Source organism: Streptomyces sp. NPDC015661 (assembly GCF_043077765.1).
Taxonomy (GTDB): Bacteria; Actinomycetota; Actinomycetes; order Streptomycetales; family Streptomycetaceae; genus Streptomyces.
In genome coordinates this window covers 168,965-193,092 of the sequence record NZ_JBIBST010000008.1, presented here as the reverse complement: position 1 = coordinate 193,092, position 24,128 = coordinate 168,965, and the positions used below count along the sequence as shown (strand labels likewise).

Annotated in this window: 19 protein-coding genes and 1 pseudogene; 9 read left to right on the top strand and 11 right to left on the bottom strand. The window is 72.3% G+C overall.

The window, feature by feature from the left end:
- Positions 1 to 53: 53 nt before the first annotated feature.
- On the bottom strand, positions 54 to 1,406 hold the full coding sequence (locus ACF07V_RS22875) for a cation:dicarboxylate symporter family transporter (RefSeq protein ID WP_392156678.1): 1,353 nt from the start codon (positions 1,404 to 1,406) through the stop codon (positions 54 to 56).
- 187 nt (positions 1,407 to 1,593) lie between these two features.
- Here ACF07V_RS22875 and ACF07V_RS22870 point away from each other — a divergent pair.
- The 4 genes and pseudogenes from ACF07V_RS22870 to ACF07V_RS22855 all read left to right on the top strand — a co-directional run.
- Positions 1,594 to 3,177 (top strand): annotated as a pseudogene (locus ACF07V_RS22870) (ATP-binding protein); the annotation flags it as partial.
- A 545-nt stretch (positions 3,178 to 3,722) separates the two neighbouring features.
- The gene (locus ACF07V_RS22865; RefSeq protein WP_392156677.1) at positions 3,723 to 4,412 is read left to right on the top strand and encodes a response regulator; all 690 of its coding nucleotides are present in this window, start codon (positions 3,723 to 3,725) and stop codon (positions 4,410 to 4,412) included.
- A 164-nt stretch (positions 4,413 to 4,576) separates the two neighbouring features.
- Entirely contained in the window at positions 4,577 to 5,185 is a 609-nt protein-coding gene (locus tag ACF07V_RS22860; protein ID WP_392157053.1) for a helix-turn-helix domain-containing protein, read from the top strand.
- A 267-nt stretch (positions 5,186 to 5,452) separates the two neighbouring features.
- Complete coding sequence (locus ACF07V_RS22855) at positions 5,453 to 6,193, top strand: tyrosine-protein phosphatase (RefSeq protein WP_392156676.1); 741 nt, start codon at positions 5,453 to 5,455, stop codon at positions 6,191 to 6,193.
- A 40-nt stretch (positions 6,194 to 6,233) separates the two neighbouring features.
- On the opposite strand, the gene ACF07V_RS22850 is transcribed toward ACF07V_RS22855, so the two are convergent.
- Complete coding sequence (locus ACF07V_RS22850; protein WP_392156674.1) at positions 6,234 to 7,214, bottom strand: helix-turn-helix domain-containing protein; 981 nt, start codon at positions 7,212 to 7,214, stop codon at positions 6,234 to 6,236.
- A gap of 342 nt (positions 7,215 to 7,556) precedes the next feature.
- Entirely contained in the window at positions 7,557 to 8,582 is a 1,026-nt protein-coding gene (locus tag ACF07V_RS22845) for an ATP-dependent 6-phosphofructokinase (protein ID WP_392156672.1), read from the bottom strand.
- 338 nt (positions 8,583 to 8,920) lie between these two features.
- On the opposite strand from ACF07V_RS22845, the gene pta reads away from it, so the two are divergent.
- The 3 genes from pta to pyk all read left to right on the top strand — a co-directional run bounded on the left by pta (position 8,921) and on the right by pyk (position 13,741).
- A complete protein-coding gene (gene pta, locus ACF07V_RS22840; protein WP_392156671.1) occupies positions 8,921 to 11,002 on the top strand; it encodes a phosphate acetyltransferase in 2,082 nt (693 codons plus the stop codon).
- Positions 10,999 to 12,228 carry an acetate kinase gene (locus ACF07V_RS22835; protein ID WP_392156669.1) on the top strand — a complete coding sequence of 410 codons (1,230 nt, stop codon included), beginning with the start codon at positions 10,999 to 11,001 and terminating at the stop codon, positions 12,226 to 12,228. Before pta ends, ACF07V_RS22835 begins: the two co-directional genes overlap by 4 nt.
- An 82-nt stretch (positions 12,229 to 12,310) precedes the next feature.
- The gene (pyk, locus tag ACF07V_RS22830) at positions 12,311 to 13,741 is read left to right on the top strand and encodes a pyruvate kinase (RefSeq protein WP_392156667.1); all 1,431 of its coding nucleotides are present in this window, start codon (positions 12,311 to 12,313) and stop codon (positions 13,739 to 13,741) included.
- 78 nt (positions 13,742 to 13,819) lie between these two features.
- Here the strand turns inward: pyk and ACF07V_RS22825 are convergent, their stop codons facing one another.
- From ACF07V_RS22825 to ACF07V_RS22810, 4 genes are all read right to left on the bottom strand, one after another.
- A complete protein-coding gene (locus tag ACF07V_RS22825; protein ID WP_392156665.1) occupies positions 13,820 to 15,109 on the bottom strand; it encodes a hypothetical protein in 1,290 nt (429 codons plus the stop codon).
- Positions 15,099 to 15,683: a DUF6114 domain-containing protein gene (locus ACF07V_RS22820; protein WP_392156664.1), complete on the bottom strand. Its 585-nt coding sequence runs from the start codon at positions 15,681 to 15,683 to the stop codon at positions 15,099 to 15,101. The genes ACF07V_RS22825 and ACF07V_RS22820 overlap by 11 nt, the downstream gene beginning before the upstream one ends.
- 116 nt (positions 15,684 to 15,799) lie before the next feature.
- Complete coding sequence (locus ACF07V_RS22815; RefSeq protein WP_392156662.1) at positions 15,800 to 16,465, bottom strand: DUF6230 family protein; 666 nt, start codon at positions 16,463 to 16,465, stop codon at positions 15,800 to 15,802.
- A 593-nt stretch (positions 16,466 to 17,058) separates the two neighbouring features.
- Positions 17,059 to 18,024, bottom strand: a complete 966-nt coding sequence (locus ACF07V_RS22810) for a tetratricopeptide repeat protein (RefSeq protein ID WP_392156660.1) — start codon at positions 18,022 to 18,024, stop codon at positions 17,059 to 17,061.
- 330 nt (positions 18,025 to 18,354) lie between these two features.
- On the opposite strand from ACF07V_RS22810, the gene ACF07V_RS22805 reads away from it, so the two are divergent.
- Entirely contained in the window at positions 18,355 to 18,987 is a 633-nt protein-coding gene (locus ACF07V_RS22805; protein ID WP_392156659.1) for a TetR/AcrR family transcriptional regulator, read from the top strand.
- A 62-nt stretch (positions 18,988 to 19,049) separates the two neighbouring features.
- Here the strand turns inward: ACF07V_RS22805 and ACF07V_RS22800 are convergent, their stop codons facing one another.
- From ACF07V_RS22800 to ACF07V_RS22785, 4 genes are all read right to left on the bottom strand, one after another.
- Positions 19,050 to 20,750, bottom strand: coding sequence for a methylmalonyl-CoA mutase (locus ACF07V_RS22800; RefSeq protein WP_392156658.1), 1,701 nt, complete (start codon positions 20,748 to 20,750; stop codon positions 19,050 to 19,052).
- A gap of 83 nt (positions 20,751 to 20,833) precedes the next feature.
- Positions 20,834 to 21,166 carry a DUF3817 domain-containing protein gene (locus ACF07V_RS22795; protein WP_392156657.1) on the bottom strand — a complete coding sequence of 111 codons (333 nt, stop codon included), beginning with the start codon at positions 21,164 to 21,166 and terminating at the stop codon, positions 20,834 to 20,836.
- A 44-nt stretch (positions 21,167 to 21,210) separates the two neighbouring features.
- Positions 21,211 to 21,720, bottom strand: a complete 510-nt coding sequence (locus ACF07V_RS22790; RefSeq protein WP_392156656.1) for a MarR family winged helix-turn-helix transcriptional regulator — start codon at positions 21,718 to 21,720, stop codon at positions 21,211 to 21,213.
- A gap of 10 nt (positions 21,721 to 21,730) precedes the next feature.
- Positions 21,731 to 23,029, bottom strand: coding sequence for an MFS transporter (locus ACF07V_RS22785; protein ID WP_392156655.1), 1,299 nt, complete (start codon positions 23,027 to 23,029; stop codon positions 21,731 to 21,733).
- A gap of 80 nt (positions 23,030 to 23,109) precedes the next feature.
- Between ACF07V_RS22785 and ACF07V_RS22780 the strand changes: the two genes are divergently transcribed.
- Positions 23,110 to 24,102, top strand: coding sequence for a DUF5937 family protein (locus ACF07V_RS22780; RefSeq protein WP_392156653.1), 993 nt, complete (start codon positions 23,110 to 23,112; stop codon positions 24,100 to 24,102).
- Positions 24,103 to 24,128: the final 26 nt, after the last annotated feature.

Sequence of the window (24,128 nt, the reverse complement as noted above, 5' to 3'; positions counted from 1 at the left end):
CCCGGATCCGGCTCAAGGCCCGGGAACCGGAAGGACGCGAGCCCCCCGAGCGGTCAGACGCCCGCTCGGGCCTTTTCGTCGCCCTCCTCCGCGCGCTGGTCCGGGACGGAGGCCGACACGTGGTCGTCGACCAGGGTCTTCTCGTCGAACGGGACCCGGCCCGCGAGGACCTCCGCCGCCCGCGCCTTGTCGATCTCCTTCGTCCACGTGCCGACGAGCACCGTCGCCACCGCGTTCCCCGCGAAGTTCGTGAGGGCGCGCGCCTCGCTCATGAAGCGGTCGATGCCGACGATCAGGCCCACCCCGTCGACCAGCTCGGGCCGGTGCGACTGGAGGCCGCCCGCGAGGGTGGCGAGGCCCGCGCCGGTGACGCCCGCCGCACCCTTCGAGGCGATGATCATGAAGACGAGGAGCGAGATCTGCTCGCCGATCGAGAGCGGGTTCCCCATCGCCTCGGCGGTGAACAGCGAGGCCATCGTCAGGTAGATCGCGGTGCCGTCGAGGTTGAAGGAGTACCCGGTCGGCACGGTGATGCCGACGACCGGCTTGCTGACCCCCAGGTGCTCCATCTTCGCGATGAGCCGGGGCAGCGCGGACTCCGAGGAGGAGGTGGAGAGGATCAGCAGGAACTCGCGGCCCAGGTACTTCAGGAGCGACCAGATGTTGATCCCCGCGATGAGGCGGAGCAGCAGGCCGAGGACCACGAAGACGAAGAGCCCGCAGGTCACGTAGAAGCCGATCATGATGACGGCGAGGGACTTGAGCGCGGCGGCGCCGGTCGCGCCGACGACGGCCGCGATCGCGCCGAACGCGCCGACCGGAGCGGCCCACATGATCATTCCGAGGATGCGGAAGACGAGCTTCTGGATGTGTCCGATGCCTCGGAGGACCGGCTCCCCGGCCGTACCCATCGCCTGGAGCGCGAAGCCCGCGAGCAGCGCGACCAGCAGGGTCTGGAGGACCTCGCCCTCGGTGAAGGCGGAGACGAGGGTCTTCGGGATGATCCCGAGCAGGAAGTCCGGCGTCGACTCGCTCGCGCCCTCGGCCTGCTTGGCGCCCGCCTCGGCGATCTCCTTGGTGAGGTGGAGGCCGGAGCCGGGCTCCAGGAGGTTGCCGACGAGCAGACCGATCGCGAGTGCGACGGTCGACATCACGAGGAAGTAGCCGAGGGCGAGGCCGCCGACGGCGCCGACCTTCGCGGCCTTCCGGACGGATCCGACGCCGAGCACGATCGTGCAGAAGATGATCGGCGAGATCATCATCTTGATCAGGTTGACGAAGCCGGTGCCGAGCGGCTTGAGCTCGACGGCGACGCCCGGCGCCAGGAACCCGACCGTGATGCCGAGCAGTACGGCGCCGATGACGGCCAGATACAGATAGTGGGTGCGGTCCCGGCGTGCGGCCACGGGGTCCTCCTCGTGCTGATGGGTGTCCACGTCCCGGTGGACCTCCGCGACTATCCATCAGCCTGTGACCCGGGTCACGGTTGCGTACGTTTCGTTCACGACCGAAACGACGGACCCCCTCTCCGGAAGGGCACGATTCGGGAACGCGGCACCCCCCGCGCACGTTCCCACGTGCACACTTACCCGCATGCGTTTCCCCCTCCCCCGCCCCCGCAGCCTCGCCGGCCAGCTCTTCGCGATGCAGGTCGTCCTCGTGGCCGTCGTCGTGGCGGGGTGCGCGGTCTTCGCGTACGTCACGGACCGGGCGCAGGCCGAGGAGACCGCGCGGCGCCAGGCCACGGCGACCGCCGCCGCCGTCGCCGACTCCCCGTCCGTGGCCCGCGCCGCCCGCTCCGCCGACCCGTCGGCCACCCTCCAGCCGTACGCGGAGTCGCTGCGCCGCCACGCGGGCGTCGCCTTCGTGGTGATCATGGCCCCGGACGGCACCCGCTGGACGCACCCGGACCCGGCGCAGATCGGCCGCACGTACCTCGGTCACATAGCGGAGGCCCGGCAGGGCCGGCTCTACTCGGAGACCCACCTCGGCGTCCTCGGCCCCTCCGTGCGGACGGTGGCGCCCGTCTTCGACGGCGGCCGGGTCGTCGCCCTGGTCAGCGCGGGCATCACGATCGACAAGATCAGCGAGCAGGTACGGGAGCAGGTGACCGCCCTCCTCGGCATGGCGGGCGCGGCGCTCGCGCTCGGCGGCGCGGGGACGTACGTCGTCAACGCGCGCCTGCGCCGCCACACGCACGGCATGAACGCCACCGAGCTGAGCCGGATGCACGACTACCACGAGGCCGCGCTGCACGCGGTGCGGGAGGGGCTCGTGATGCTCGACGGGCGGCGGCGGATCGCCCTCATCAACGACGGCGCCCGGGAACTCCTCGGCCTGGACGAAGGGGTCGTCGGCCTCCCCGCCACGGAACTCGGCCTGCCGGCCGCGCTGACCGGCGCGCTGCTCTCCTCGGAGCCGCGCGTCGACGAGACGCACCTGACGGCCGACCGGGTCCTCGTGGTCAACACGCGCCCGGTGGTGGGCGGGGAGCGGCGCGGCACCGTCGTCACGCTCCGTGACCGCACCGAACTCCAGGCGCTGTCAGGAGAGCTGGACTCCGAGCGGGGCTTCACGGAGGCGCTCCGCTCGCAGGCCCACGAGGCGGCGAACCGGCTGCACACGGTCGTGTCGCTCATCGAACTGGGCCGGGTGGCCGAGGCCGTGGAGTTCGCGACGGCGGAGCTGGAGCTGGCCCAGGCGCTCACCGACCGGGTGGTCGACGCCGTCGGCGAACCGGTCCTCGCGGCGCTGCTGCTCGGCAAGGCGGCGCAGGCCAACGAGCGGGGCGTGGAGCTGGTCCTCACCGAGGACAGCCGCATCGACGACGGCCGGGTGCCGGCGGCCCTGCCCTCCCGGGACCTGGTGACGATCCTCGGCAACCTCATCGACAACGCGGTGGAGGCGGCCGGCGGTACCCCGCACGCGCGCGTGACGGTCACCGTCGCGGCCCGCGCGGGCGACGGGGAGCTGCTGCTCCGGGTCGGCGACAGCGGCCCGGGCGTCCGCCCCGCCGACCGGGAGGCGGTCCTCGGACGCGGCTGGTCCACCCGGGGCCCGGGCCGCGGCCTGGGCCTCGCCCTGGTGGGCCAGGCGGTCACCCGGGCCTCGGGCACGCTGCACCTGACGGACGCGGCGGAGGGCGGAGCGGAGTTCACGGTACGACTCCCCCTGCCGGCACCACTGCCACGGGAACCCGTCCGGCCCGACGGCGGGCGTGACGCCACGGAGGACCCGAACGACGACCACGACCTGATCCACACCGCCGCCCCGGACGACCACGACCTGATCCACACCGCCGCCCCGGACGACCACGGGCCTGGCCACGCCGACGACCCGAACGACCGCGAACCCGACCCGGCCGACGGCCCGAACGGCCCCGGTCCGGGCCACGTCGACGGCCCGGGCGTCCCGGCACAGGGCCGCCCGGCGGCCCCCGGCCATGCCGGTGGCCCGGGAGGCCCCGTTGGCCCAGGCGGCCCGGGTGTCCTTGGTCGCCCGAGCGTCCCGGGTGGCCCGGCACAAGGCAGCCCCGGCGCCTCCCGCGACGCCGAAGGCCCGGGAGGCCCGGGAAGCCCGGTTGACCTCGGTGGCCCCGGCGGCCCCGGCGGGGGCAGTACGCCCGGCGCTCCGGGTGTCTCCAGCGACGCCGGTCGCCCCGGCGCGCCCGGGCGGCCCGGTGCGGCCCCCCGTCCCCGTTCCTCCGGGACGGAGGTGGGCGCGTGAGTGCGACGAACCTCCGCGTTCTCGTCGTCGAGGACGATCCCGTCGCGGCCGACGCCCACGCGCTCTACGCCGGCCGCGTCGAGGGCTTCCAGGTCGTCGGGGTCGCGCACTCGCGGGCCGCCGCCGTGCGGATCCTCGACCGGGCGCCCGTCGATCTGATCCTGCTCGACCTCTACCTGCCCGACGGCCACGGCCTCCAGCTGCTCCGTTCCCTGCGGGCCGCCGGTCACTCCGCCGACGTCATCGCCGTGACCTCCGCCCGCGACCTGGCGATCGTCCGCGAGGGCGTGTCCCTCGGCGTCGTCCAGTACGTCCTGAAGCCCTTCGCCTTCGCGACCCTCCGGGACCGGCTCGTCCGGTACGCCGAGTTCCGGGCGGCCGCCGGGGAGGCCTCAGGGCAGGACGAGGTGGACCGGGCCCTCGCCACGCTCCGGGCCCCGCACCCCGCCACGCTCCCGAAGGGGCTGAGCGCCCCGACGCTCGAAGCGGTCACCCGCACCCTCCGCGCCACCCCGGCGGGGCTCACGGCCACCGAGGCCGGTGCGGCCGTGGGGATCTCCCGGATCACCGCGCGCCGCTATCTGGAGCACCTGGTCACGGAGGGCCGGGCCGTGCGCGCCCCGCAGTACGGTCAGATCGGGCGGCCCGAGCTCCAGTACCGCTGGCTCGACGGCCGGGTGCGCTGAGCGACCCCGCGGTTACCCACCGGTTCCCACGTTCCTACGACGACGCACGTTGGGGGAACGCACCGTAGCCAGCCGTCACTTTTGGTATCTACCGTGACGGGGTGCACCAACCCTCCCCTCCCTTCGACGCCCGCGCCGCGCGCCGGCTCCGCGAGGCCCTCGGCATGGCCCCCGGTCATGTCGCGTACGGCCTGCGGGCGCAGTACGGCCTCTTCGTCGACCCCGACACCGTGGTCGCCTGGGAGCGCGGCCTTGCGGTCCCGGGCGAGCAGGAGCTCACGGCCCTCGCGGGCGTCCTGTGGTGCTCTCCCGCGGAGCTGATCGCCGCCCCCACCACCCTGCGCGAGCACCGGGTGGCGCGTGGGCTCTCCGTCGAGGAGCTCGCCCGGCGGACCGGCGTGGCGCCCGCCGCGTACCAGCGGATGGAGAACGAGGGGCGCTGGCGCGGCAACGAACGCCAGACGGTCGCCCTCGCCGAGGCGCTCGGTCTCGGCCCGCGCTCCCTGATCACGGCGACCGGCGGCGACGAGCCCCTCGCCGAGCTGTTGCGCGACGCGGCGACGACCCGCTGGCAGGCGTATGTGAAGCCGGCGGTGAAGCTGGTGCCGCTGCCCAGGCCGGTCGTGGAGTCGGCGCTCCGGGAGCTCCACGCGGAGTACCACGCGCGGATGGCGGCGACCAGCAGCTGGGGCGCCTCCGGGGCGACCGGCGACGAGGGGCGCGCCTTCCTGGACGAGATCACCGGCCACTTCTGGGCGGCGGTCGGCCCGTAGACGGGGAGCCGGCCCGTGGACGGGGAGTCGGCCCGTGGACGAGAGCCGGCCCGTGGACGGGGAGCCGGACCGTGGACGGGGAGTCGGCCCATGGACGAGAGCCGCCCGTAGACGGGGAGCCGGCCCGTGGACGGGGAGCCGGCCCGTGGACGGGAGCCGGCCCGTGGACGGGAGCCGGCCCGTGGACGGGGAGTCGGCCCGTGGACGAGAGCCGCCCGTAGACGGGGAGCCGGCCCGTGGACGGGAGCCGGCCCGTACATTGGCGCCGTGAGACGACACATATCCTTCGACCGACTCCACAACTTCCGTGATCTGGGCGGCTATCGGACCGCCGACGGCGGGACCGTGCGGTGGGAGACCCTCTACCGCTCCGACTCCCTAGGCAAGCTCGCGGACGCCGGCCCGGCCGACCTGGAGCGCTTCCGCGCGCTGGGCGTGGGCACGGTGATCGACCTGCGCTACCCGTGGGAGATCGCCGGCAAGGGCCGTCTGCCGGAGGCCGAGGAGGTCTCCTGGCACAACCTCTCCATCGAGCACCGCCCCTACGACCAGGAGGCGATCGATCCCGCGCTCGATCCCTGGCGCCATCTCGCCGACCGCTTCGCCGAGGTCGCCGAGGACGGGGCGGCGGAGCTGCGCACGGCGCTCGAGGTGATCGCCGCCGCCGAGGGCCCGCTCGTCTTCCACTGCGCGTCGGGGAAGGACCGTACGGGTCTGCTCGCGGCCGTCGTCCTCGGCCTCCTGGACGTCCCCGACGAGGAGATCCTCGCGGACTTCGCGCTGACCGAACTGGCCACGGAGCGGCTGATCGAGGACTGGCGGGCGGCGCATCCGGGCCGGGAACCGCGCTGGCCGGGCTACGGCCGGGCGCCCGCCGACATCATCCGGCTGTTCCTCGAGGACCTGCGGGAGCGGTACGGCTCGGTGTACGGGTACGTCACCGGCCATGTCGGTCTCGACCCGGAGGTGGTGACGGCGCTCAGGGCCCGTCTGGTGGAGATCCCCTAGCCGCCTCCCCCGGCCACCTCCTCCAGCCGCCGCCCCCGGCTCAGTCCGCCCGGTCGAAGTCGAAGAGCTGGCCCGCCGCGTCCGGCGCGCACGGCGCCTGGGCGAGCCGGGCCCAGGCCGCAGAGCGGTCGCCGACGACGGTGACGCAGCTGCCGGGGGTCGCGGAGTCCACCGGGAGGATCCGGTAGCCCTCGACGGGGGTGCCGTACGCCTCCAGGGTGAAGGACTCGACCCGGGTCGGGTCGCCGCACTCGGAGTCCTCGTACGCGGCGTCGGGGATCCGGCCGCCGGAGGGTATGCCGGAGCATCCGGGGCCGAAGTCGGGGTGGTCCGAAACGATCCTCCAGCGGCCGCCGCCCAGCTCCTTCAGCGCGTAGCCGGGGACACCCGCGGCGGCGCACGGCAGCTGGTGGACCTGGCCGCTCCGGGTGCCGCGCCGCTCGCCGAGGCAGAACTCGGTGCCGGTCACCCGGATGCGGACGTCGCCGGCGGCGGGGGCGGTGGGGGTACGGGGCGGGTGCCCGGCGTGACCGTCCTTCAGGAAGGCGACGACGCTGACGCCGGCGAGCACGAGCCCGGCGAGCGCGACCGCCGCGACGAGGCCGCGTCGCATCCGGGACCGGGGTCCGGGCCGGTCCCCGCCTTCGCCGCCGTCGGGGCCTTCGGGGGTCTCGGCGGCGCCCGGCCAGGCGGGCACGGCCGTTTCCACGGCGCCGGGGTCCGGCTCGTACACCCCGCGGGCCGCGAGTGCGTTCCGTACCGTCCGCCAGTCCTCCGCCGCTTCCGGCGCGAGCCCGCAGGCACGGACGAAGGCCGCGAGGAGCTCCTCGCGGGGCAGGGTCGGGCGGGACAGCATGTTCGCCACCGTGGAGCGGGGCAGGACGTCGCCGTGTGCCTCGGCGCGCGCCGACAGCTCGCGGTAGGTCAGTCCCGACCAGTCCTTGAGGGCCTGGAGGCGCCCGAGGAACTCGGCGGGGCTCCGTGCCTCCCGTGGTTCAGGAGCGTGCTCCCCGGGCCTCATCCGCGTCTCCCCCCTCGGCCGGACAGGGTTGGGACATGTCCGGGACAGGCCCCAAGCCTTGTTGATCGCGCGCCGGGGCTCAAGAGTGGAATCCGGCATTTCCGGGGGTGGTGCCGGGCACGGCGGAGTGGCCCCGACCGTTCCACGGGGGGACGGTCGGGGCCACTCGGGCCGTGCGGGGTCCCGGAGGGGATCCGGGAAAGTTCGGGGCGGAGGTCCCGAGGGAGGGACCGGAAGTCCCGAGGGAGGGACCGAAAGTCCCGAGGGAGGGACCGGAAGTCCCGAGGGAGGGACCGGAAGTCCCGAGGGAGGGACCGGAGGACCCGGCCCCCGCCACGTCTCCTAGAAGACCGACTCCGCCTCGCGCATGCGGTGCTCCGGGACCGTCTTCAGCTGGGTCACGGCCTCCGCCAGCGGCACCATCTCGACGTTCGTGCCGCGCAGCGCCGTCATCCGGCCGAAGTCGCCGCGGTGCACGGCCTCCACCGCGTGCCAGCCGAAGCGGGTGGCGAGCACCCGGTCGTACGCGGTCGGCGTGCCACCGCGCTGGACGTGGCCGAGGATGACGGGGCGGGCCTCCTTGCCGAGGCGGCGCTCCAGTTCGTACGCGAGGGCCGTGCCGATGCCCTGGAAGCGCTCGTGGCCGAACTGGTCGATCTCGCCCTTGCCGTAGTCCATCGTGCCCTCGGCGGGGTGCGCCCCCTCGGCGACGCAGATGACGGCGAACTTCTTGCCGCGGGAGAAGCGCTCCTCGACCATCTTGACCAGGTCGGCCGGGTCGAAGGGGCGCTCGGGGAGGCAGATGCCGTGGGCGCCGCCGGCCATGCCGGATTCCAGGGCGATCCAGCCGGCGTGGCGGCCCATCACCTCGACGACCATGACGCGCTGGTGGGACTCGGCGGTGGTCTTGAGCCGGTCCATGGCCTCGGTGGCGACGCCGACGGCGGTGTCGAAGCCGAAGGTGCGGTCGGTGGAGGAGATGTCGTTGTCGATGGTCTTGGGGACGCCGACGACGGGCACGCCGGCCTCGTGGAGCATGCGGGCCGCGGTGAGGGTGCCCTCGCCGCCGATCGGGACGAGCGCGTCGAAGCCGCTCTTCTCGATGAGCTCCTTGGCGTTGTCGCAGGCCGCGCGGAAGCGGTCGCGCTCCAGGCGGGAGGAGCCGAGGATGGTGCCGCCGCGGGCGAGGATGCCGCTGACGGCATTGAGGTCGAGGGCGCGGTAGCGGCCGTCGAGCAGGCCCGCGTAGCCGTCCTCGAAGCCGATGACCTCGTCGCCGTAGTGGGTGACCGCCCGGTGCACGACCGACCGGATCACTGCGTTCAGGCCGGGGCAGTCGCCGCCTGCGGTGAGAACTCCGATGCGCATCGTGCTGTGTCTCCTGCTCGGTCGCGGTCCGTTATGAGCCACCGCAATTCTCACACGCTCCGCCTGACGGGCGCGCTCGTCGCCCGTCAGCGCGTCCCTGCCGGAGGCCCGGCGGAGGCCCGGCGGAGGCCCGGCGGAGGCCCGGCGGAGGCCTTTCGTCCCGGTTCCCGGGGCCCTTCGTCCGGCGGGCGACCTAACCACTGGCGGGGGTATTGTCAAGGGGGTAATGCCGCCCTATCGGGGCTTTCTGAGCACTGTCGATTGACGCACGGGCCGCGCAAAGGTGCCGCGAGGGCACCGCTCGGCCCCTTCCGCAGGACTGGACAGGAGACCACGGCGTGACGCGCAGCGTGTACGTGACCGGGATCGACCGCGGTGACGGCCGCCAGGTCGTCGAGCTGGGAGTCATGGAGCTCCTCACCCGCCAGGTGGACCGGGTGGGGGTGTTCCGGCCACTCGTGCATCACCGTCCCGACCGGCTCTTCGATCTGCTGCGCGCCCGCTACCGGCTCACCCAGGACCCGTCGACGGTCTACGGCATGGACTATCACGAGGCCTCCGCGCTCCAGGCCGAGCGCGGCACCGACGAGCTGGTGTCCCGGCTCGTCGACCGCTTCCACGCCGTGGCCCGCGACTACGAGGTCGTCCTCGTCCTCGGCACCGACTTCGCCGCCACCCAGCTCCCCGACGAGCTCGCGCTGAACGCGCGCCTGGCCAACGAGTTCGGCGCCTCCGTCATCCCGGTGGTCGGCGGCAAGGGCCAGCCCGCCGAGTCCGTACGGGCCGAGGCCCGCAACGCCTTCCGGGCGTACGACGGGCTCGGCTGCGACGTGCTCGCGATGGTCGTCAACCGGGTGGCCGGCGAGGACCGGGAGGCCATCGCCGAGCGGCTCGCGGCCCGGCTCCCCGTGCCCTGCTACGTCCTGCCCGACGAGCCGGCGCTCGCCGCGCCGACCGTCGCGCAGATCACCCACGCGCTCGGCGCCTCCGTCGTCCTCGGTGACGACGCGGGCCTCGCGCGGGACGCGCTGGACTTCGTCTTCGGCGGCGCGATGCTGCCGAACTTCCTGAACGCGCTGACCCCGGGCTGTCTGGTCGTCACCCCCGGGGACCGGGCCGATCTGGTCATCGGCGCGCTCGCCGCGCACTCGGCCGGCACCCCGCCGATCGCGGGCGTGCTGCTGACCCTCGACGAGCGGCCGCCCGCGGCGATCCTCACCCTGGCGGCCCGCCTCGCGCCCGGCACCCCGGTCATCTCCGTGCCCGGCAACAGCTTCCCGACCGCCGCCGAGCTGTTCGCGCTCGAAGGCAAGCTGAACGCCGCCACCCCGCGCAAGGCCGAGACCGCCCTCGGTCTCTTCGAGCGGCACGTGGACACCGCCGACCTCCTCAAGCGGGTCTCGGTCGCGCGCAGCGGACGGGTCACCCCGATGATGTTCGAGCACGAGCTGCTCGAACAGGCCAGGGCCGACCGGCGCCGGGTGGTGCTCCCGGAGGGCGTCGAGGAGCGGGTGCTGCGCGCCGCCGACGTGCTGATCCGCCGTGACGTCTGCGACCTGACGCTGCTCGGCGACGTCGAGGCCATCCGCAAGAAGGCCGTCGACCTGAGCGTGAACCTGGGCGACACGCAGCTGATCGACCCGCAGACCTCGGAGCTGCGCGACGCCTTCGCCGAGCAGTACGCGGCGCTGCGGGCCCACAAGGGCGTCACCGTCGAGCTCGCGTACGACGTCGTCTCGGACGTGAACTACTTCGGCACCCTGATGGTCCAGGAAGGTCTGGCCGACGGCATGGTCTCGGGTTCCGTGCACTCCACGGCGGCGACCATCCGGCCCGCGTTCGAGATCATCAAGACGAAGCCGGACGCGTCGATCGTCTCGTCGGTCTTCTTCATGTGCCTCGCCGACAAGGTCCTCGTGTACGGCGACTGCGCGGTCAACCCGGACCCGAACGCCGAGCAGCTCGCCGACATCGCCGCCCAGTCGGCGGCGACCGCGGCCCGCTTCGGCGTGGAGCCGCGGATCGCGATGCTCTCGTACTCCACGGGCACCTCGGGCTCGGGCGCGGACGTCGACAAGGTCCGGGAGGCGACGAAGCTGGTCCGCGAGGCGCATCCGGAGCTGCGGATCGAGGGCCCGATCCAGTACGACGCGGCCGTCGAGCCCTCCGTCGCGGCGACGAAGCTGCCGGGTTCGGAGGTGGCGGGCCAGGCGACCGTGCTGATCTTCCCGGACCTCAACACCGGCAACAACACCTACAAGGCCGTGCAGCGTTCGGCCGGCGCCGTGGCCGTCGGCCCGGTGCTCCAGGGTCTGCGCAAGCCCGTGAACGACCTCTCGCGCGGCGCGCTCGTCAGCGACATCGTCAACACGGTCGCCATCACGGCGATCCAGTCCCAGGCCCAGGAGCTCCCGGCATGACCCACCCCACGCGCGTACTGGTCCTCAACTCCGGTTCCTCCTCCGTGAAGTACCAGCTCCTCGACATGCGTGACGACAGCCGTCTGGCGCAGGGGCTCGTGGAGCGGATCGGCGAGGAGACCTCCCGTGTCGTCCACACCCCGCTCCAGGGCGGGGGCGCCGGGAAGCGCGAGAAGAACGGGCCGATCGCCGACCACGCGGCCGCGCTGAAGGCGGTCGCCGAGGAGCTGGCGGCGGACGGTCTCGGCCTGGACTCCCCCGAACTCGCGGCGATCGGCCACCGGGTGGTGCACGGCGGGCTGCGGTTCACCCGGCCGACGGTCATCGACGAGGAGGTCCTCGCGGAGGTCGAGCGGCTCGTGCCGGTGGCGCCGCTGCACAACCCGGCGAACCTCGTCGGCATCCGTACGGCGATGGCGCTGCGCCCCGACCTGCCGCAGGTGGCCGTCTTCGACACCGCCTTCCACACGACGATGCCGGAGTCGGCGGCGCGGTACGCGATCGACGTGGAGACCGCCGACGCGCACCGCATCCGCCGGTACGGCTTCCACGGCACCTCGCACGCCTATGTCTCGCGGGAGGCGGCGCGGCTGCTCGGGAAGGAGCCGGAGGAGGTGAACGTGATCGTGCTGCACCTGGGGAACGGCGCCTCGGCCTCCGCGGTGCGGGGCGGCCGGTGCGTGGACACCTCGATGGGTCTGACGCCCCTGGAGGGGCTGGTCATGGGCACCCGCTCGGGCGACATCGACCCGGCGGTGACCTTCCATCTGATGCGGAACGCGGACATGTCGGCGGAGGACGTCGACGTGCTGCTGAACAAGAAGTCCGGTCTGGTGGGGCTCTGCGGCGACAACGACATGCGGGAGATCCGCCGGCGGATCGACGAGGGCGACGAGCGGGCGGCGCTCGCCTTCGACATCTACGTCCACCGCCTGAAGAAGTACATCGGGGCGTACTACGCGGTGCTCGGCCGGGTGGACGCGGTGGCGTTCACGGCGGGGGTCGGCGAGAACGCGGCGCCGGTGCGGGAGGCTGCGATCGCGGGCCTGGAGGAGCTGGGGCTCGCGGTGGACGCGGACCTCAACGCGGTGCGTTCGGACGAGGCCCGGATCATCTCGCCGGTGTACGCGCGGGTGGCGGTCGCGGTGGTGCCGACGGACGAGGAGCTGGAGATCGCACGCCAGAGCTACGCGCTCGTTCTGGACGGGGCGAGCTCGAACGAGTGAACGCTTGAGCGGGCCCGCGCCCATTTGTACTTTCCGCCAGACGGAATATTCCGCAGTGAAACAAACCGATAGGATCCGCCTCATGCGCCGTTCCAAAATCGTCTGCACGCTGGGCCCCGCCGTCGACTCGTATGAGCAGCTGAAGGCTCTCATCGAGGCCGGTATGAACGTGGCCCGATTCAACTTCAGCCACGGGTCCCAGGCAGAGCACCAGGAGCGGTACGACCGCGTCCGGCAGGTCTCCGCGGACACCGGGCGCGCCGTCGGCGTCCTCGCCGACCTCCAGGGCCCGAAGATCCGTCTGGAGACCTTCGCCGAGGGACCGGTCGAGCTGGTGCGCGGTGACGAGTTCACCATCACCACCGAGGACGTCCCGGGCGACAAGTCGATCTGCGGCACCACGTACAAGGGTCTGCCCGGCGACGTCTCCAAGGGCGACCAGGTCCTCATCAACGACGGCAACGTCGAGCTGCGGGTCGTCGAGGTCGACGGTCCCCGGGTCAAGACCATCGTGGTCGAGGGCGGTGTCATCTCCGACCACAAGGGCATCAACCTGCCCGGCGCGGCGGTCAACGTCCCCGCCCTGTCGGAGAAGGACGTCGACGACCTCCGCTTCGCCCTGCGGATGGGCTGCGACATGGTCGCCCTGTCCTTCGTCCGCGACGCCAACGACGTCAAGGACGTCCACAAGGTGATGGACGAGGAGGGCCGCCGGGTCCCCGTCATCGCCAAGGTCGAGAAGCCGCAGGCCGTGGAGAACATGGCCGATGTCGTCGCCGCCTTCGACGCGGTCATGGTGGCCCGTGGCGACCTCGCCGTGGAGTACCCGCTGGAGAAGGTCCCGATGGTGCAGAAGCGCCTCGTGGAGATGTGCCGCCGCAACGCGAAGCCGGTCATCGTCGCCACCCAGATGATGGAGTCGATGATCACCAACTCGCGGCCGACCCGCGCCGAGGCGAGCGATGTCGCCAACGCGATCCTGGACGGTGCGGACGCGGTCATGCTGTCGGCCGAGTCCTCGGTCGGCGCCTACCCGATCGAGACCGTGAAGACGATGTCGAAGATCGTCGCCGCGGCCGAGGAGGAGCTGCTCTCCAAGGGCCTGCAGCCGCTGGTCCCGGGCAAGAAGCCGCGCACCCAGGGCGGCTCGGTCGCCCGCGCGGCCTGCGAGATCGCGGACTTCCTGGACGGCAAGGCGCTGATCGCCTTCACGCAGTCCGGCGACACGGCCCGCCGTCTCTCCCGCTACCGCACGCAGCAGCCGATCCTCGCCTTCACGACCGACGAGGGCACCCGCAACCAGCTCACCCTGAGCTGGGGCGTGGAGTCCTTCCTCGTCCCGTTCGTGGACAACACCGACGCGATGGTCGACATCGTGGACGCCGAGCTCCTCAAGCTCCAGCGCTACAACGCGGGCGACACCATGGTGATCACCGCCGGCTCGCCCCCCGGCGTCCCGGGCACGACCAACATGGTCCGCGTCCACCACCTGGGCGGCACCGAGAGCGCCTGACGCACATGACGAGGGCCCCCGTCCGGATGATCGGACGGGGGCCCTCGTCGTCGTGCGGCTCCCGGAGCGGTACGGGGGTCAGCTGGGCTCGATCGTGTTGCGGAGGCCCGGGACCTTGAGGGTGCCGCCGAACTGGCCCGCCTGCTTGAGCTTCACGCTGGTGAAGAAGGCGAAGGGCACGTCCAGCGGGGGCGGGGACTCGGGGCCGAAGGTGATCGGGATGAGGCCGAAGAGGTTGCCCTTCAGCTCCTCCGTGTACATCGTCACCGTGCCGTTGCGGATGGTCGAGGTCGAGCCCTTGTCGGAGCGGACGTGGCCGGTGCGGCCCTCGGAGTGCTCCGTCAGCTGGTGCAGGTCCTTGATGTCCACCGAGGACGCGGTGAACTTCAGCACCTTCTTGATCTTGCCGCTGCCGGTCTTCACCTCGACGATGCCGTGGTACTTCAGCCCGTTCAGGGTGAGCAGCGAGCTCTCCAGGCGCCACGGCTCGTCCGGCAGGAGGGGGATGCCGGGCTCCAGGTCGGCGTCCGCGAGCGCCTGTGCGTCGTACTCGGGGCACGGGAAGCGGGGCTTGGCCCCGTCGGGTATGTCCGTGTCCTTCTTGGCGTCGAGGCCCTTGGCGCTCTCCGGGAGCTCCTCGACCTCGGCGCCGGCCTTCTGCGCGGCGTCCTCGATCGCCGCCTTCGTCTTCTCCGTGGCCGTGTCCACCTGCCGCTTCGGGGCCGTGGTGGGGGCCGTGGAGGGCGTGCCGGTGGCCGGCGCGTCGTCGGCGGGCGCCTGCGTCGGGGTGGGCGCGGCCGTGGTCGGCGCCGTCGTGGGCGTCGGCGTGGCCGTCGCCTTGTCCGGGCCGTCGAAGAGGTCCTTCAGGGCGTCGCCCAGGCCCAGCGGGTCCAGCGGGTTCTTGGACGCCGTCGGCGAGGGGGTGGCGGTGGGCGCGGGGGCGCTCGTCGCCTGGGTCTGCGTCTGCGGCGCGGCGGTCTGTCCGGTCGCCGTCGCGGTGGGCGTCGGGGTCGCGGACGGCGTCGCGGTGGCGGACGGCGTGGCGGTGGCCGAGGGGGTGTCCGTCGGCCGGACCGTCGCGGTGGCGGTGGGCTTGGCGGTCTCGCCGGTCTTCGGCGTGTCCGAGGCCTCCTCGGTCGGCTCGTCGGAGCGCGTCACACAGGGGCCGGGGGCGAAGGGGATGTCCTTGTCGTCCGCGAGGGCGAGTCTGGGCGTCAGGCCCATGCCCACGAAGACCGCGGTCGGCATGGCCGCGAGCGCCATCGCCTTCCCGGCGGGGCCCTGGATCCTGTTCAGCAGCGACTTGCGCGGGGCCGCGTGCCGCGGGCCCTCCTTCGCGAGCGCCGACTGATTCTCGTCACCCCGCACTGTTCCTCCCGCCGTTGGCGTCGATCGTCGTTTCGGTCGCCTGGTGCTCCGCCTCGCGCTGCTCCGGGACCGCGGCCGCCGGCACGACCTCCGTCTCGGGGTCCGTGGCGGGCTCCGCACCGGCCTCCTCCGAGGCCTCCGGCCGACCGTTGTGCTCTGCTGCGCGCTCGATCTCCTCGACCGGGGGCGCGGGCGCCCAGGCGGCGGAGAGGCCGCCTCCGATGAGGGCGCAGAGGAATCCGATGACGAGGCCGCCGAAGTTCGACACCGGGATGGAGACGAGTGCCAGGACGATCGCCGCGACGCCCGCGAAGACCCGGACGACGGGCTGGAACCACATCGTCAGTCCGAGCGTGATCAGCAGGACGCCGATGATCAGCGCGCCGGCTCCGGCGGTCGTCTGCATGGCGAGCGTGACGTTGCCGAGCCGCATGTCCCCGTACGGGAGGTAGGCGATCGGTACGCCGCCGATCATGGTGAACAGTCCCGCCCAGAAGGGCCGGGTCTGCCGCCAGACCTTGAACCGGTTCTCCTTTTGGGGGACTTCGCGGGAGGCGGGGATCTCGGCGCTCATGGAACAGCTCCCTGGAAGCGGTGTTGCTGAAAGATGAAGAGAAGGAACCTGGCGGGTGGGACCGCACGCGACGGCCCCACCCTCCGGACGGATCGGTCCTCAGGGACCGGCCGGTCCTAGTAGCACTCGGCGTCCGTGCCCCGGCTCAGCGACAGGTGCAGGTCGGGGAGCTTGAAGGTGCCGGCCGTGGTGGCCCAGGCCTTCTGCTGCACGTTGTTCAGCGTGGCCTGCTCGGCGCGCTGGCCGAAGCCGTACGGGTTGGCCTTGGTGTTGGGCTGGATGCCCGGCTTGCCCGGCGACTTCGGAAGGGCACCGGCCGCGACGCCGATGTCGATGTTGCTGAACTCGGCGTCGGCCTTGAGCTCGGAGACATCGAGGTAGATGCCCTTCGCGTAGACCTTGTCCTCGTCCTTGCCGGTCTTGGCGGCCTCGGTGCCGGCCTCCAGGCGGAGGGTGACGTCACCGATGAACGGCACCTTCGGCGTGACGACCGACTGGCACATGTTGGTGATCCAGGCCTCGGAGAAGCCGGACACGGCCACCGGGGCGGCGAAGTCCTTGCCCTCGAGGTCCTTGCCCGCGTCCACGCTGCCGTACTGGACGAAGTCCGTACCGACGAGGCTGTTGGCCTTAACCTTGAATTCCTGGCCGGAGATGCTGAAGGACGCGGCGAGGGCGCCCTGGGCGAGGCCGACACCGATCGCGGCCGTCGCGGCCACGCTCGGGACCATGACGACGGCGAACCGCTTCCATCTGGTCCCGCCACGAACCTGGGACTTCATGAGAATTCCTCCTTCTCGGACGTACATCTCCGGAGGGACCCCCGGGGGGCCACCCTGGGATGGGAGAAGAGCTACGTCCTCGGGAAGGAGAGCGCCGAGGCATCAGGCGGCGCGATGCGCGTCCGAATCACCGGCGATCACCCCCGAGCGACAACCATGGGCCGTGCCATCGGGCACGGCCTGATTGGACAGGCCCCGTTCGGTGAGAGCGGGAACCCCCCTGTCCACGACCGGTGCCGGAACACCGGTCCACTCGGTGGGGACCCTCGCCGTGATCCCGGTTGGTTGCCGGGGTCGTGCGGTTCGGACCGAGCGTCGCCGATCGTGGTCCATTCCGGGCCCCCGCACAAGGGGGTTCGTTACTGGCTAGTAACGGGTGGATAACCACGCCATGGCGGGGCGGGGCCGAACGGGCACGCTGGGTACGTTCGAGCGACAGGGAATGTCAGGAGATCATCGGATGAATGCGGACAGAACGCCGGGTTCGATTTACTGCAAGTAACAGCGGCCGCGATTACCAAGTTTTGGTAAAGCGCGGCCGCGATTTGTCACCCTGCTGCCAAATCGTCAGACGATCCGGCACCTCCGGAGAGCTAGAACAGCACCCGGGCGAGGGCCTGCCGGGCCGCCGTCACGCGCGGGTCGTCGGCACCGATCACCTCGAACAGCTCCAGAAGGCGCAGCCGCGCCGCGTTCCGGTCGTCGCCCGCCGTGCGGCGCACGGTCTCCACGAGACGCCCGAAGGCGTCCTGCACATGACCGCCCACCAGATCGAGGTCGGCGGCGGCGATCTGCGCGGCGACATCGGCCGGATCGTCCGCCGCGTTCCTGCGGACGGCGCCGGGGTCCAGGTCCTGCACCCGCTGGAGGAGTTCGGCCTGCGCCAGGCCGAGCTTCGCCTCCGGGTGGGCCGGGTCGTCGGCGAGCACGTTCTTGTACGCCTGGACGGCACCCGCCAGGTCACCCGCGTCGAGCGCGGACATGGCCGCTTCGAGGAGGGCGTCGTACGGGCCGGCCTGCCGCGCGGCGGGGGCCGAGGCGTCGGCGTCCGCGTCCACGGCGATGCCGGTGAGACCGAAGCGCTCCTCGCCGACCTGGATCAGCTGGTCGAGGGTCTCCCGGATCTGCGCCTCGGGCACCGCACCCTGGAACAGCGGCAGGGCCTGACCGGCTACCACCGCGAAAACGGCCGGAATTCCCTGGATGCCGAACTGCTGCATCAGCATCTGGTTGGCGTCGACGTCGATCTTCGCGAGCAGGAAGCGGCCGCTGTACTCGACGGCCAGCCGCTCCAGGAGGGGGCCGAGCTGCTTGCACGGCTCGCACCACTCGGCCCAGAAGTCGAGGACGACCGGGACCTCGGCCGAGCGCTGGAGCACATCGCGCTCGAAGCCGGCCTCGTCGACGTCGATCACCAGGGCCGACGGGGGCACGGCGGCGGAACCACCCTGCCGGGCGGCTTCGGCGCGCACCTGCTCCGCCTTCGCCTTGGCCTCTCCGGCCGCCTTCACCGCGGCGAGGTCGACGACGCCGCTCATGGACATGTTTCGGGGCTGCATGGATACATCCTCCCCCTTCCGCGCGCGTAACCGGTAAGCCATGGCTGAACCGTGCCGTCCGGGCGTCTCCCGCCGGTGTGCGAGACGCGGGGACGACACGGTTCCTCGTCTTCGACGGCGCCGGGTCCCCACCCGGTGCCTACTTTCGCGCCGGGTCCCCACCCGGCACTCTGTGGTTGTCGCTCAGGCCGCTCAATGCCTTTCGCTACAGGTCGTAGCGTAACTCCGGGGAAGGATCCCGCGGGAGGGCGCGAGCGGGATCCGCACGGTGAACTGCCTCACATCACCGACCCCTGGCGGTATACCTACCGGCGGGTATGGTCGCTTTCCATGTGTAACCGCACCAACCCCCGCAACGGCCGTACCGGGCGCCCCCGCTCCACCGAGGCCGACACGGCCATCCTGGAGGCGACCCGCGCGGCCCTGGTCGAGCTGGGGTGGTCCAAGCTCACGATGGGGGACGTGGCCGGCCGCGCCGGGGTTGCGAAGACGACGCTCTACCGCCGCTGGGCCAACAAGAACGAGCTCGTCGTGGACGCCGTCGCCGTTCTCTTCGACGAACTCGAACTGCCCGACCTCGGCTCCCTCCAGGCCGACATCGAGCATGTGGTGCTGCAGTTCGCGGCGCTCCTCGAACGGCCCGAGACGAAGACGGCCCTGATGGCCGTGGTGGCCGAGTCGACCCGGGACGAGCCGCTGCGCGAGCGCATCCGCGCCTCCATAGTCGACCGGCAGAAGAGGCTGGTCCTGGCGGGCCGCGAGCGGGCGCAGCAGCGCGGCGAACTGCCGCACCACCTCGACCCCGTCGCGGTGGACGCCACCGACGACCTGATCTTCGACGTCGTCGCGGGCGCGGTCGTGCACCGGGCGCTGGTCAGCGCCGAGCCGGTCGACGGCCCCTGGGCGGGCCGCCTCTCGGCGCTGCTGATGGGCGGCCTGGGCGCCGCGGCGGCGGCCGGCTGAGCCGGAGGACGCGTGAGGGGCGGTACGGGAGTCCCGTACCGCCCCTGTCGTGTTCCGGCGGATCAGAAGCCCGGGGGCTCCGTGTAGACGCCCCACTCGTCGCGCAGGGCGTCGCAGATCTCCCCGAGGGTGGCCTCGGCGCGGACGGCCTCCAGCATCGGGACGATCATGTTCGAGCCGTCGCGGGCGGCGGCCAGCATCGCGTCGATCGAGGCGCGGACCTTGGCGTCGTCACGGCGCCCCTTGCGCTCGCCGAGGACGCGGACCTGCTCCCACTCGACCTCGTGGCTGACGCGCAGGATCTCCAGGTCGCCGGTGACGGAACCGTGGTGGACGTTGACGCCGACGACCCGCTTGTCGCCCTTCTCCAGGGACCGCTGGTACTGGAAGGCGGACTCGGCGATCTCGCCGGTGAACCAGCCGTCCTCGATGCCGCGCAGGATGCCGGAGGTGATCGGGCCGATGGGGTGCTGCCCGTCCGGGTGGGCGCGGCGGCCGCGCTCCTTGATCTGGTCGAAGATCTTCTCGGCGTCGGCCTCGATGCGGTCGGTGAGCTGCTCGACGTACCAGGAACCGCCCAGCGGGTCGGCGACGTTGGCGACGCCGGTCTCCTCCATCAGCACCTGCTGGGTGCGGAGCGCGATCTCGGCGGCCTGCTCGCTGGGGAGCGCGAGGGTCTCGTCGAGGGCGTTGGTGTGGAGGGAGTTGGTGCCGCCGAGGACGGCGGAGAGGGCCTCGACCGCGGTCCGTACGACGTTGTTGTACGGCTGCTGGGCGGTGAGGGAGACACCGGCGGTCTGGGTGTGGAAGCGGAGCCACTGCGCCTTGTCGGTCTTGGCTCCGTAGACCTCCTTCATCCAGCGGGCCCAGATCCGGCGGGCGGCGCGGAACTTGGCGATCTCCTCGAAGAAGTCGAGGTGCGCGTCGAAGAAGAAGGAGAGGCCGGGGGCGAAGACGTCGACGTCGAGGCCGCGGGAGAGGCCGAGCTCCACGTAGCCGAAGCCGTCGGCGAGGGTGTACGCGAGCTCCTGCGCGGCCGTCGCTCCGGCCTCGCGGATGTGGTAGCCGGAGACGGAGAGCGGCTTGTACGCGGGGATGCTCGCCGCGCAGTGCTCCATCAGGTCGCCGATGAGGCGCAGATGGGGCTCGGGTTCGAAGAGCCACTCCTTCTGCGCGATGTACTCCTTGAAGATGTCGGTCTGGAGCGTGCCGTTGAGGACGCCCGGGTCGACGCCCTGGCGCTCGGCGGCGACCAGGTACATGCAGAAGACCGGGACGGCGGGCCCCGAGATCGTCATGGACGTCGTGACGTCCCCGAGCGGGATGTCCTTGAAGAGGACCTCCATGTCGGCGGCGGAGTCGATGGCGACACCGCAGTGGCCGACCTCGCCGAGGGAGCGGGGGTCGTCGGAGTCGCGGCCCATGAGGGTGGGCATGTCGAAGGCGACGGAGAGGCCGCCGCCGCCGGCGGCCAGGATCATCTTGTAGCGCTCGTTGGTCTGCTCGGCGTTGCCGAAGCCGGCGAACTGGCGGATGGTCCAGGTCCGGCCCCGGTAGCCGGTCGGGTGGAGTCCCCGGGTGAAGGGGTACTCGCCGGGCCAGCCGATGCGCTCGAACCCCTCGTAGGTGTCGCCGGGCCGGGGCCCGTAGACCGGCTCGACGGCGTCGCCGGAGAGCGTGGTGAAGTCGGCGTCCCGCTTGCGGGCCTTGTCGTAACGGGCCTGCCAGCGACGGCGGCCTTCCTCGATGGCGTCAGCGTCCATGCTTCAAATTTACTAGGACGTCCTAGTAAATGTCGATGGCAAACCTCCGCACATACGTGCGGAGGGGGTGTGCCGAACCTTGATCAGGCGTTCGCCGGAGCCGTCTGCGCGCCGCTGACCAGCGGAAGCGTCTCGGCGACGACCTTGCGCTCGACGAAGAACGCGGCGGTCGGGATGGTGCCGGAGACCAGCACCCACAGGAGCTTGCCGAACGGCCACTTCGCCTTGGAGCCCAGGTCGAAGGCGAAGACGAGGTAGATGATGTAGAGGACGCCGTGGAGCTGGGAGACCGCGAAGGTCAGGTCCTCGCCGACGCCGAAGCCGTACTTGGCGACCATGCACGCGCACAGGATGAGGAGCATGACCGCGGTCACGTACGCCATGACGCGGTAGCGGGTCAGCACGCTGGATTTCATGCCGTCGAGCGTAACGGCACGTTCCGGGCGATCTTCGCGGGGGGTCAGCCCTCGTCGAAGTCGTGGGCCGCGACCCGCAGGGGGCGCAGGAGGGCGAAGATCTCGGCGCACTCCTCGGCGTCGTACGCCCCGAGGCCGAAGTCCATCTCCATCAGGTCGCGGGTCGCGGCCTCGACGACCTCGCGGCCCTTCTCGGTGATGGAGGCGAGGGTCCCGCGCCCGTCGTTGGGGTTGGGGCGCTTGTCGACGAGACCGGACTTCACGAGCCGGTCCACCGTGTTCGTCACGGACGTGGGGTGGACCATCAGCCGCTCGCCGATCTTGGACATCGGCAGCTCACCGGCCTTGGAGAAGGTGAGCAGGACCAGCGCCTCGTACCGCGCGAACGTCAGCCCGTAAGGCTTGACCACGGCGTCGACCTCCGCGAGGAGGATCTGGTGGGCGCGCATGATCGAGGTGATCGCGGCCATCGAGGGGACCGGGCCCCAGCGCTTCTGCCAGAGTTCGTCGGCTCGGGCGATGGGGTCGAACGGGAGACTGAGCGGCTTCGGCACGCCGTCGACCTTACCGACTGGTCATATGCCGGTCAGCCCCGTCTCGCCTTTCGGTCGCCCGCAGCTCGGCGGCGGCGGCGAGGAGGCAGAGCGTGCCGAGGACGCCGGTCCAGGCCACGACCGTGTGCACGGGGGCGAACTCGGCGGCGATCCCGGCCCCGGCCATGCCGACGCCCTGGACGGTCATCATGCCCGCGGTCATCAGGGTCATGGCCCTCCCCCGCTGCTCCTCGGGGACGGCGGCGACGAACCAGGCGTCGAGACCGAGGGTGTACGCGCCGGTGGCGCCGGCCAGGAAGAGGGCGACGGCCGCGAGGGCGACGCCGGGCCGGGGGCCGTACAAGAGGTACGGCAGGACGCCGGTGACGGCGAGCGGCAGCACGATCCGGGAGCGGGTCGCGGCGGAGAGGAACGATCCGGCGAGGAGCTCGCCCGCGATCGTCCCGACGGGCAGGGCGCACATCAGGAGGCCGAGGGCGGCGGTGGAGACGCCGATCTCGTCCGCGTAGGGGGCGGCGAGGGCCTCGGGGACGACGGCGAAGAGCGGCGGCACCCAGAACATCAGCATCAGGGCCCGCACCCGCCGGTTCCGCAGCACGGCCCAGGTCCCGGAGAGCCCGCTCGGCCCGCCGCCCGCCCTGGCCGGCCGGCGGACGGTGCCGAGCCTCAGCAGGAGCGCGGAGGCGAGGAAGGTGGCGGTGGTGACGGCGAGGGCGCCGCGGGGCGGGACGACGGTGAGGAGGACGCCGCCGACGGCGAAGCCGGTGAGCAGGGCGCTCTGCGACACGATCCGCAGCAGCGAGCGCCCGAGGACGAAGAGCTCGCCCTCGCCGAGGATGTCGGCGAGGGTCGCCATGCGGGTGCCGTTGAAGACGGGCGAGACGACGGCGATGGCGCAGCGCAGGGCGAGCAGGACGGCGACGGGGGTGGCGGGCACGACCATGACCGCGACGCAGCCGGCGCAGACGAGGTCGCAGACGACGAGGATCCGGCGGGGCGGGAGCCGGTCGGTGAGCCCGGCGAGGAGGGTGCCGCCGAGGAGGTACGGCAGGAAGCCGAGCGCGAAGGTGAGCGAGGAGAGCAGCGGCGACCGTGTCATGTCGTACACGAGCACGGTGAGCGCGAGCTCGCTGACGACGACCCCGAGCAGCGAGAACAGGTGCGCCGCGAACACGAACCGGAACTCCCGCACGGCGAAGACGGCACGGTAGCCGGGGCTGGGGGCGGAGGGTGCGGGTGCGGGTGCGGACGGTGCGAGGGCAGGCTCGGGGGACGCCGCCTCCGGCGTTCGGGTGTCGTTCGTGGGCATGGACGCAGCGTGCCCGGGGCGGGGGCCGGGCCCTAGACTTTCGGCTCCAGCCGAATGTTCCGGTCGTTCCAGGGGGCCCCGTGCCGTACCACCTGCATTTCGGCGAGGCCGACCCCCTGCGGATCCGCTTCGCGATCTCCCCGCTCTGGGAGACGCACTCGGCCGTGCGCGTGCTCGCGCGGCCGAACAAGCAGGGGTACCACCTGCCGTGGATGCGGCGGATCGCGGACGCCGCGCGGGAGCTCGACCTCGGGCCGCTGCATCTGCTGATGCCGCTCCACGGCCACAGTCCGGACTTCCTCTATCCGCCGCCGCTGGGTCCCGCCGCCGCCTTCGAGGACGAGATCGCCGCCGTACGGGAGACGGATCCGTCGCTGGTCCTGGACGACTTCGTGCGGGCGCTCGCGGACACCCCGGGGGCGGCCGGCACGGCCGAGGGGCGGCGGCTGCTCGCGGATCCGGCGGGCGCGGTGGGGCGGCTCGCCGACCTGCTCCAGGCGGCGTGGGAGGCGCTGATCGCCCCGGACTGGCCCCGGCTCCGCGCGCTCCTGGAGGCGGACGTGGCGTACCACTCGCGGCGCCTCGCGGAGGGCGGGCTCGAACGGCTCCTGGGCGAGCTGCACCCGGCCTTCGCTTGGGACGCGGGGAGCGCGACGCTCACCGTCGCGTACCACGGTGAGCACATCCGCCCGCTGGAGGGGCAGGGGCTCGTCCTGATGCCCTCGGTCTTCACCTGGCCGGACGTGGTGAGCGGTTTCGATCCGCCGTGGCAGCCGACGGTGGTCTATCCGGCACGCGGGATCGGCGGGCTGTGGTCGGAGGCCGGGGACCGCACCCCGGAGGCGCTGGCCCGGCTGCTCGGGCCGGTGCGGGCGAACGTGCTGTGCGCCCTGGCGGAGCCGATGGGGACGACCGCGCTGGCCCATCTCCTCGGCCGGGCGCCCTCGTCGGTCTCCTCGCACCTGACGGTGCTGCGGGAGGCGGGGCTGCTGACCTCGCGGCGCTACGGCCACCAGGTGCTGTACGAGCGGACTCCGCTGGGCATCGCGCTGTCGCAGCCCGACCCGGTGTGAGCCTCAGGGGTCGACCGGTGTGGGCC

Coding starts and splice junctions, on each gene's coding strand:
- pyk (WP_392156667.1), top strand. CDS start 12,311: ATGCGCCGTTCCAAAATCGTCTGCACGCTGGGCCCCGCCGTCGACTCG.
- ACF07V_RS22845 (WP_392156672.1), bottom strand. CDS start 8,582: ATGCGCATCGGAGTTCTCACCGCAGGCGGCGACTGCCCCGGCCTGAAC.
- ACF07V_RS22835 (WP_392156669.1), top strand. CDS start 10,999: ATGACCCACCCCACGCGCGTACTGGTCCTCAACTCCGGTTCCTCCTCC.
- ACF07V_RS22810 (WP_392156660.1), bottom strand. CDS start 18,024: ATGCAGCCCCGAAACATGTCCATGAGCGGCGTCGTCGACCTCGCCGCG.
- ACF07V_RS22785 (WP_392156655.1), bottom strand. CDS start 23,029: ATGCCCACGAACGACACCCGAACGCCGGAGGCGGCGTCCCCCGAGCCT.
- ACF07V_RS22815 (WP_392156662.1), bottom strand. CDS start 16,465: ATGAAGTCCCAGGTTCGTGGCGGGACCAGATGGAAGCGGTTCGCCGTC.
- ACF07V_RS22805 (WP_392156659.1), top strand. CDS start 18,355: ATGTGTAACCGCACCAACCCCCGCAACGGCCGTACCGGGCGCCCCCGC.
- ACF07V_RS22795 (WP_392156657.1), bottom strand. CDS start 21,166: ATGAAATCCAGCGTGCTGACCCGCTACCGCGTCATGGCGTACGTGACC.
- ACF07V_RS22860 (WP_392157053.1), top strand. CDS start 4,577: ATGGCCCCCGGTCATGTCGCGTACGGCCTGCGGGCGCAGTACGGCCTC.
- ACF07V_RS22850 (WP_392156674.1), bottom strand. CDS start 7,214: ATGAGGCCCGGGGAGCACGCTCCTGAACCACGGGAGGCACGGAGCCCC.
- ACF07V_RS22800 (WP_392156658.1), bottom strand. CDS start 20,750: ATGGACGCTGACGCCATCGAGGAAGGCCGCCGTCGCTGGCAGGCCCGT.
- ACF07V_RS22820 (WP_392156664.1), bottom strand. CDS start 15,683: ATGAGCGCCGAGATCCCCGCCTCCCGCGAAGTCCCCCAAAAGGAGAAC.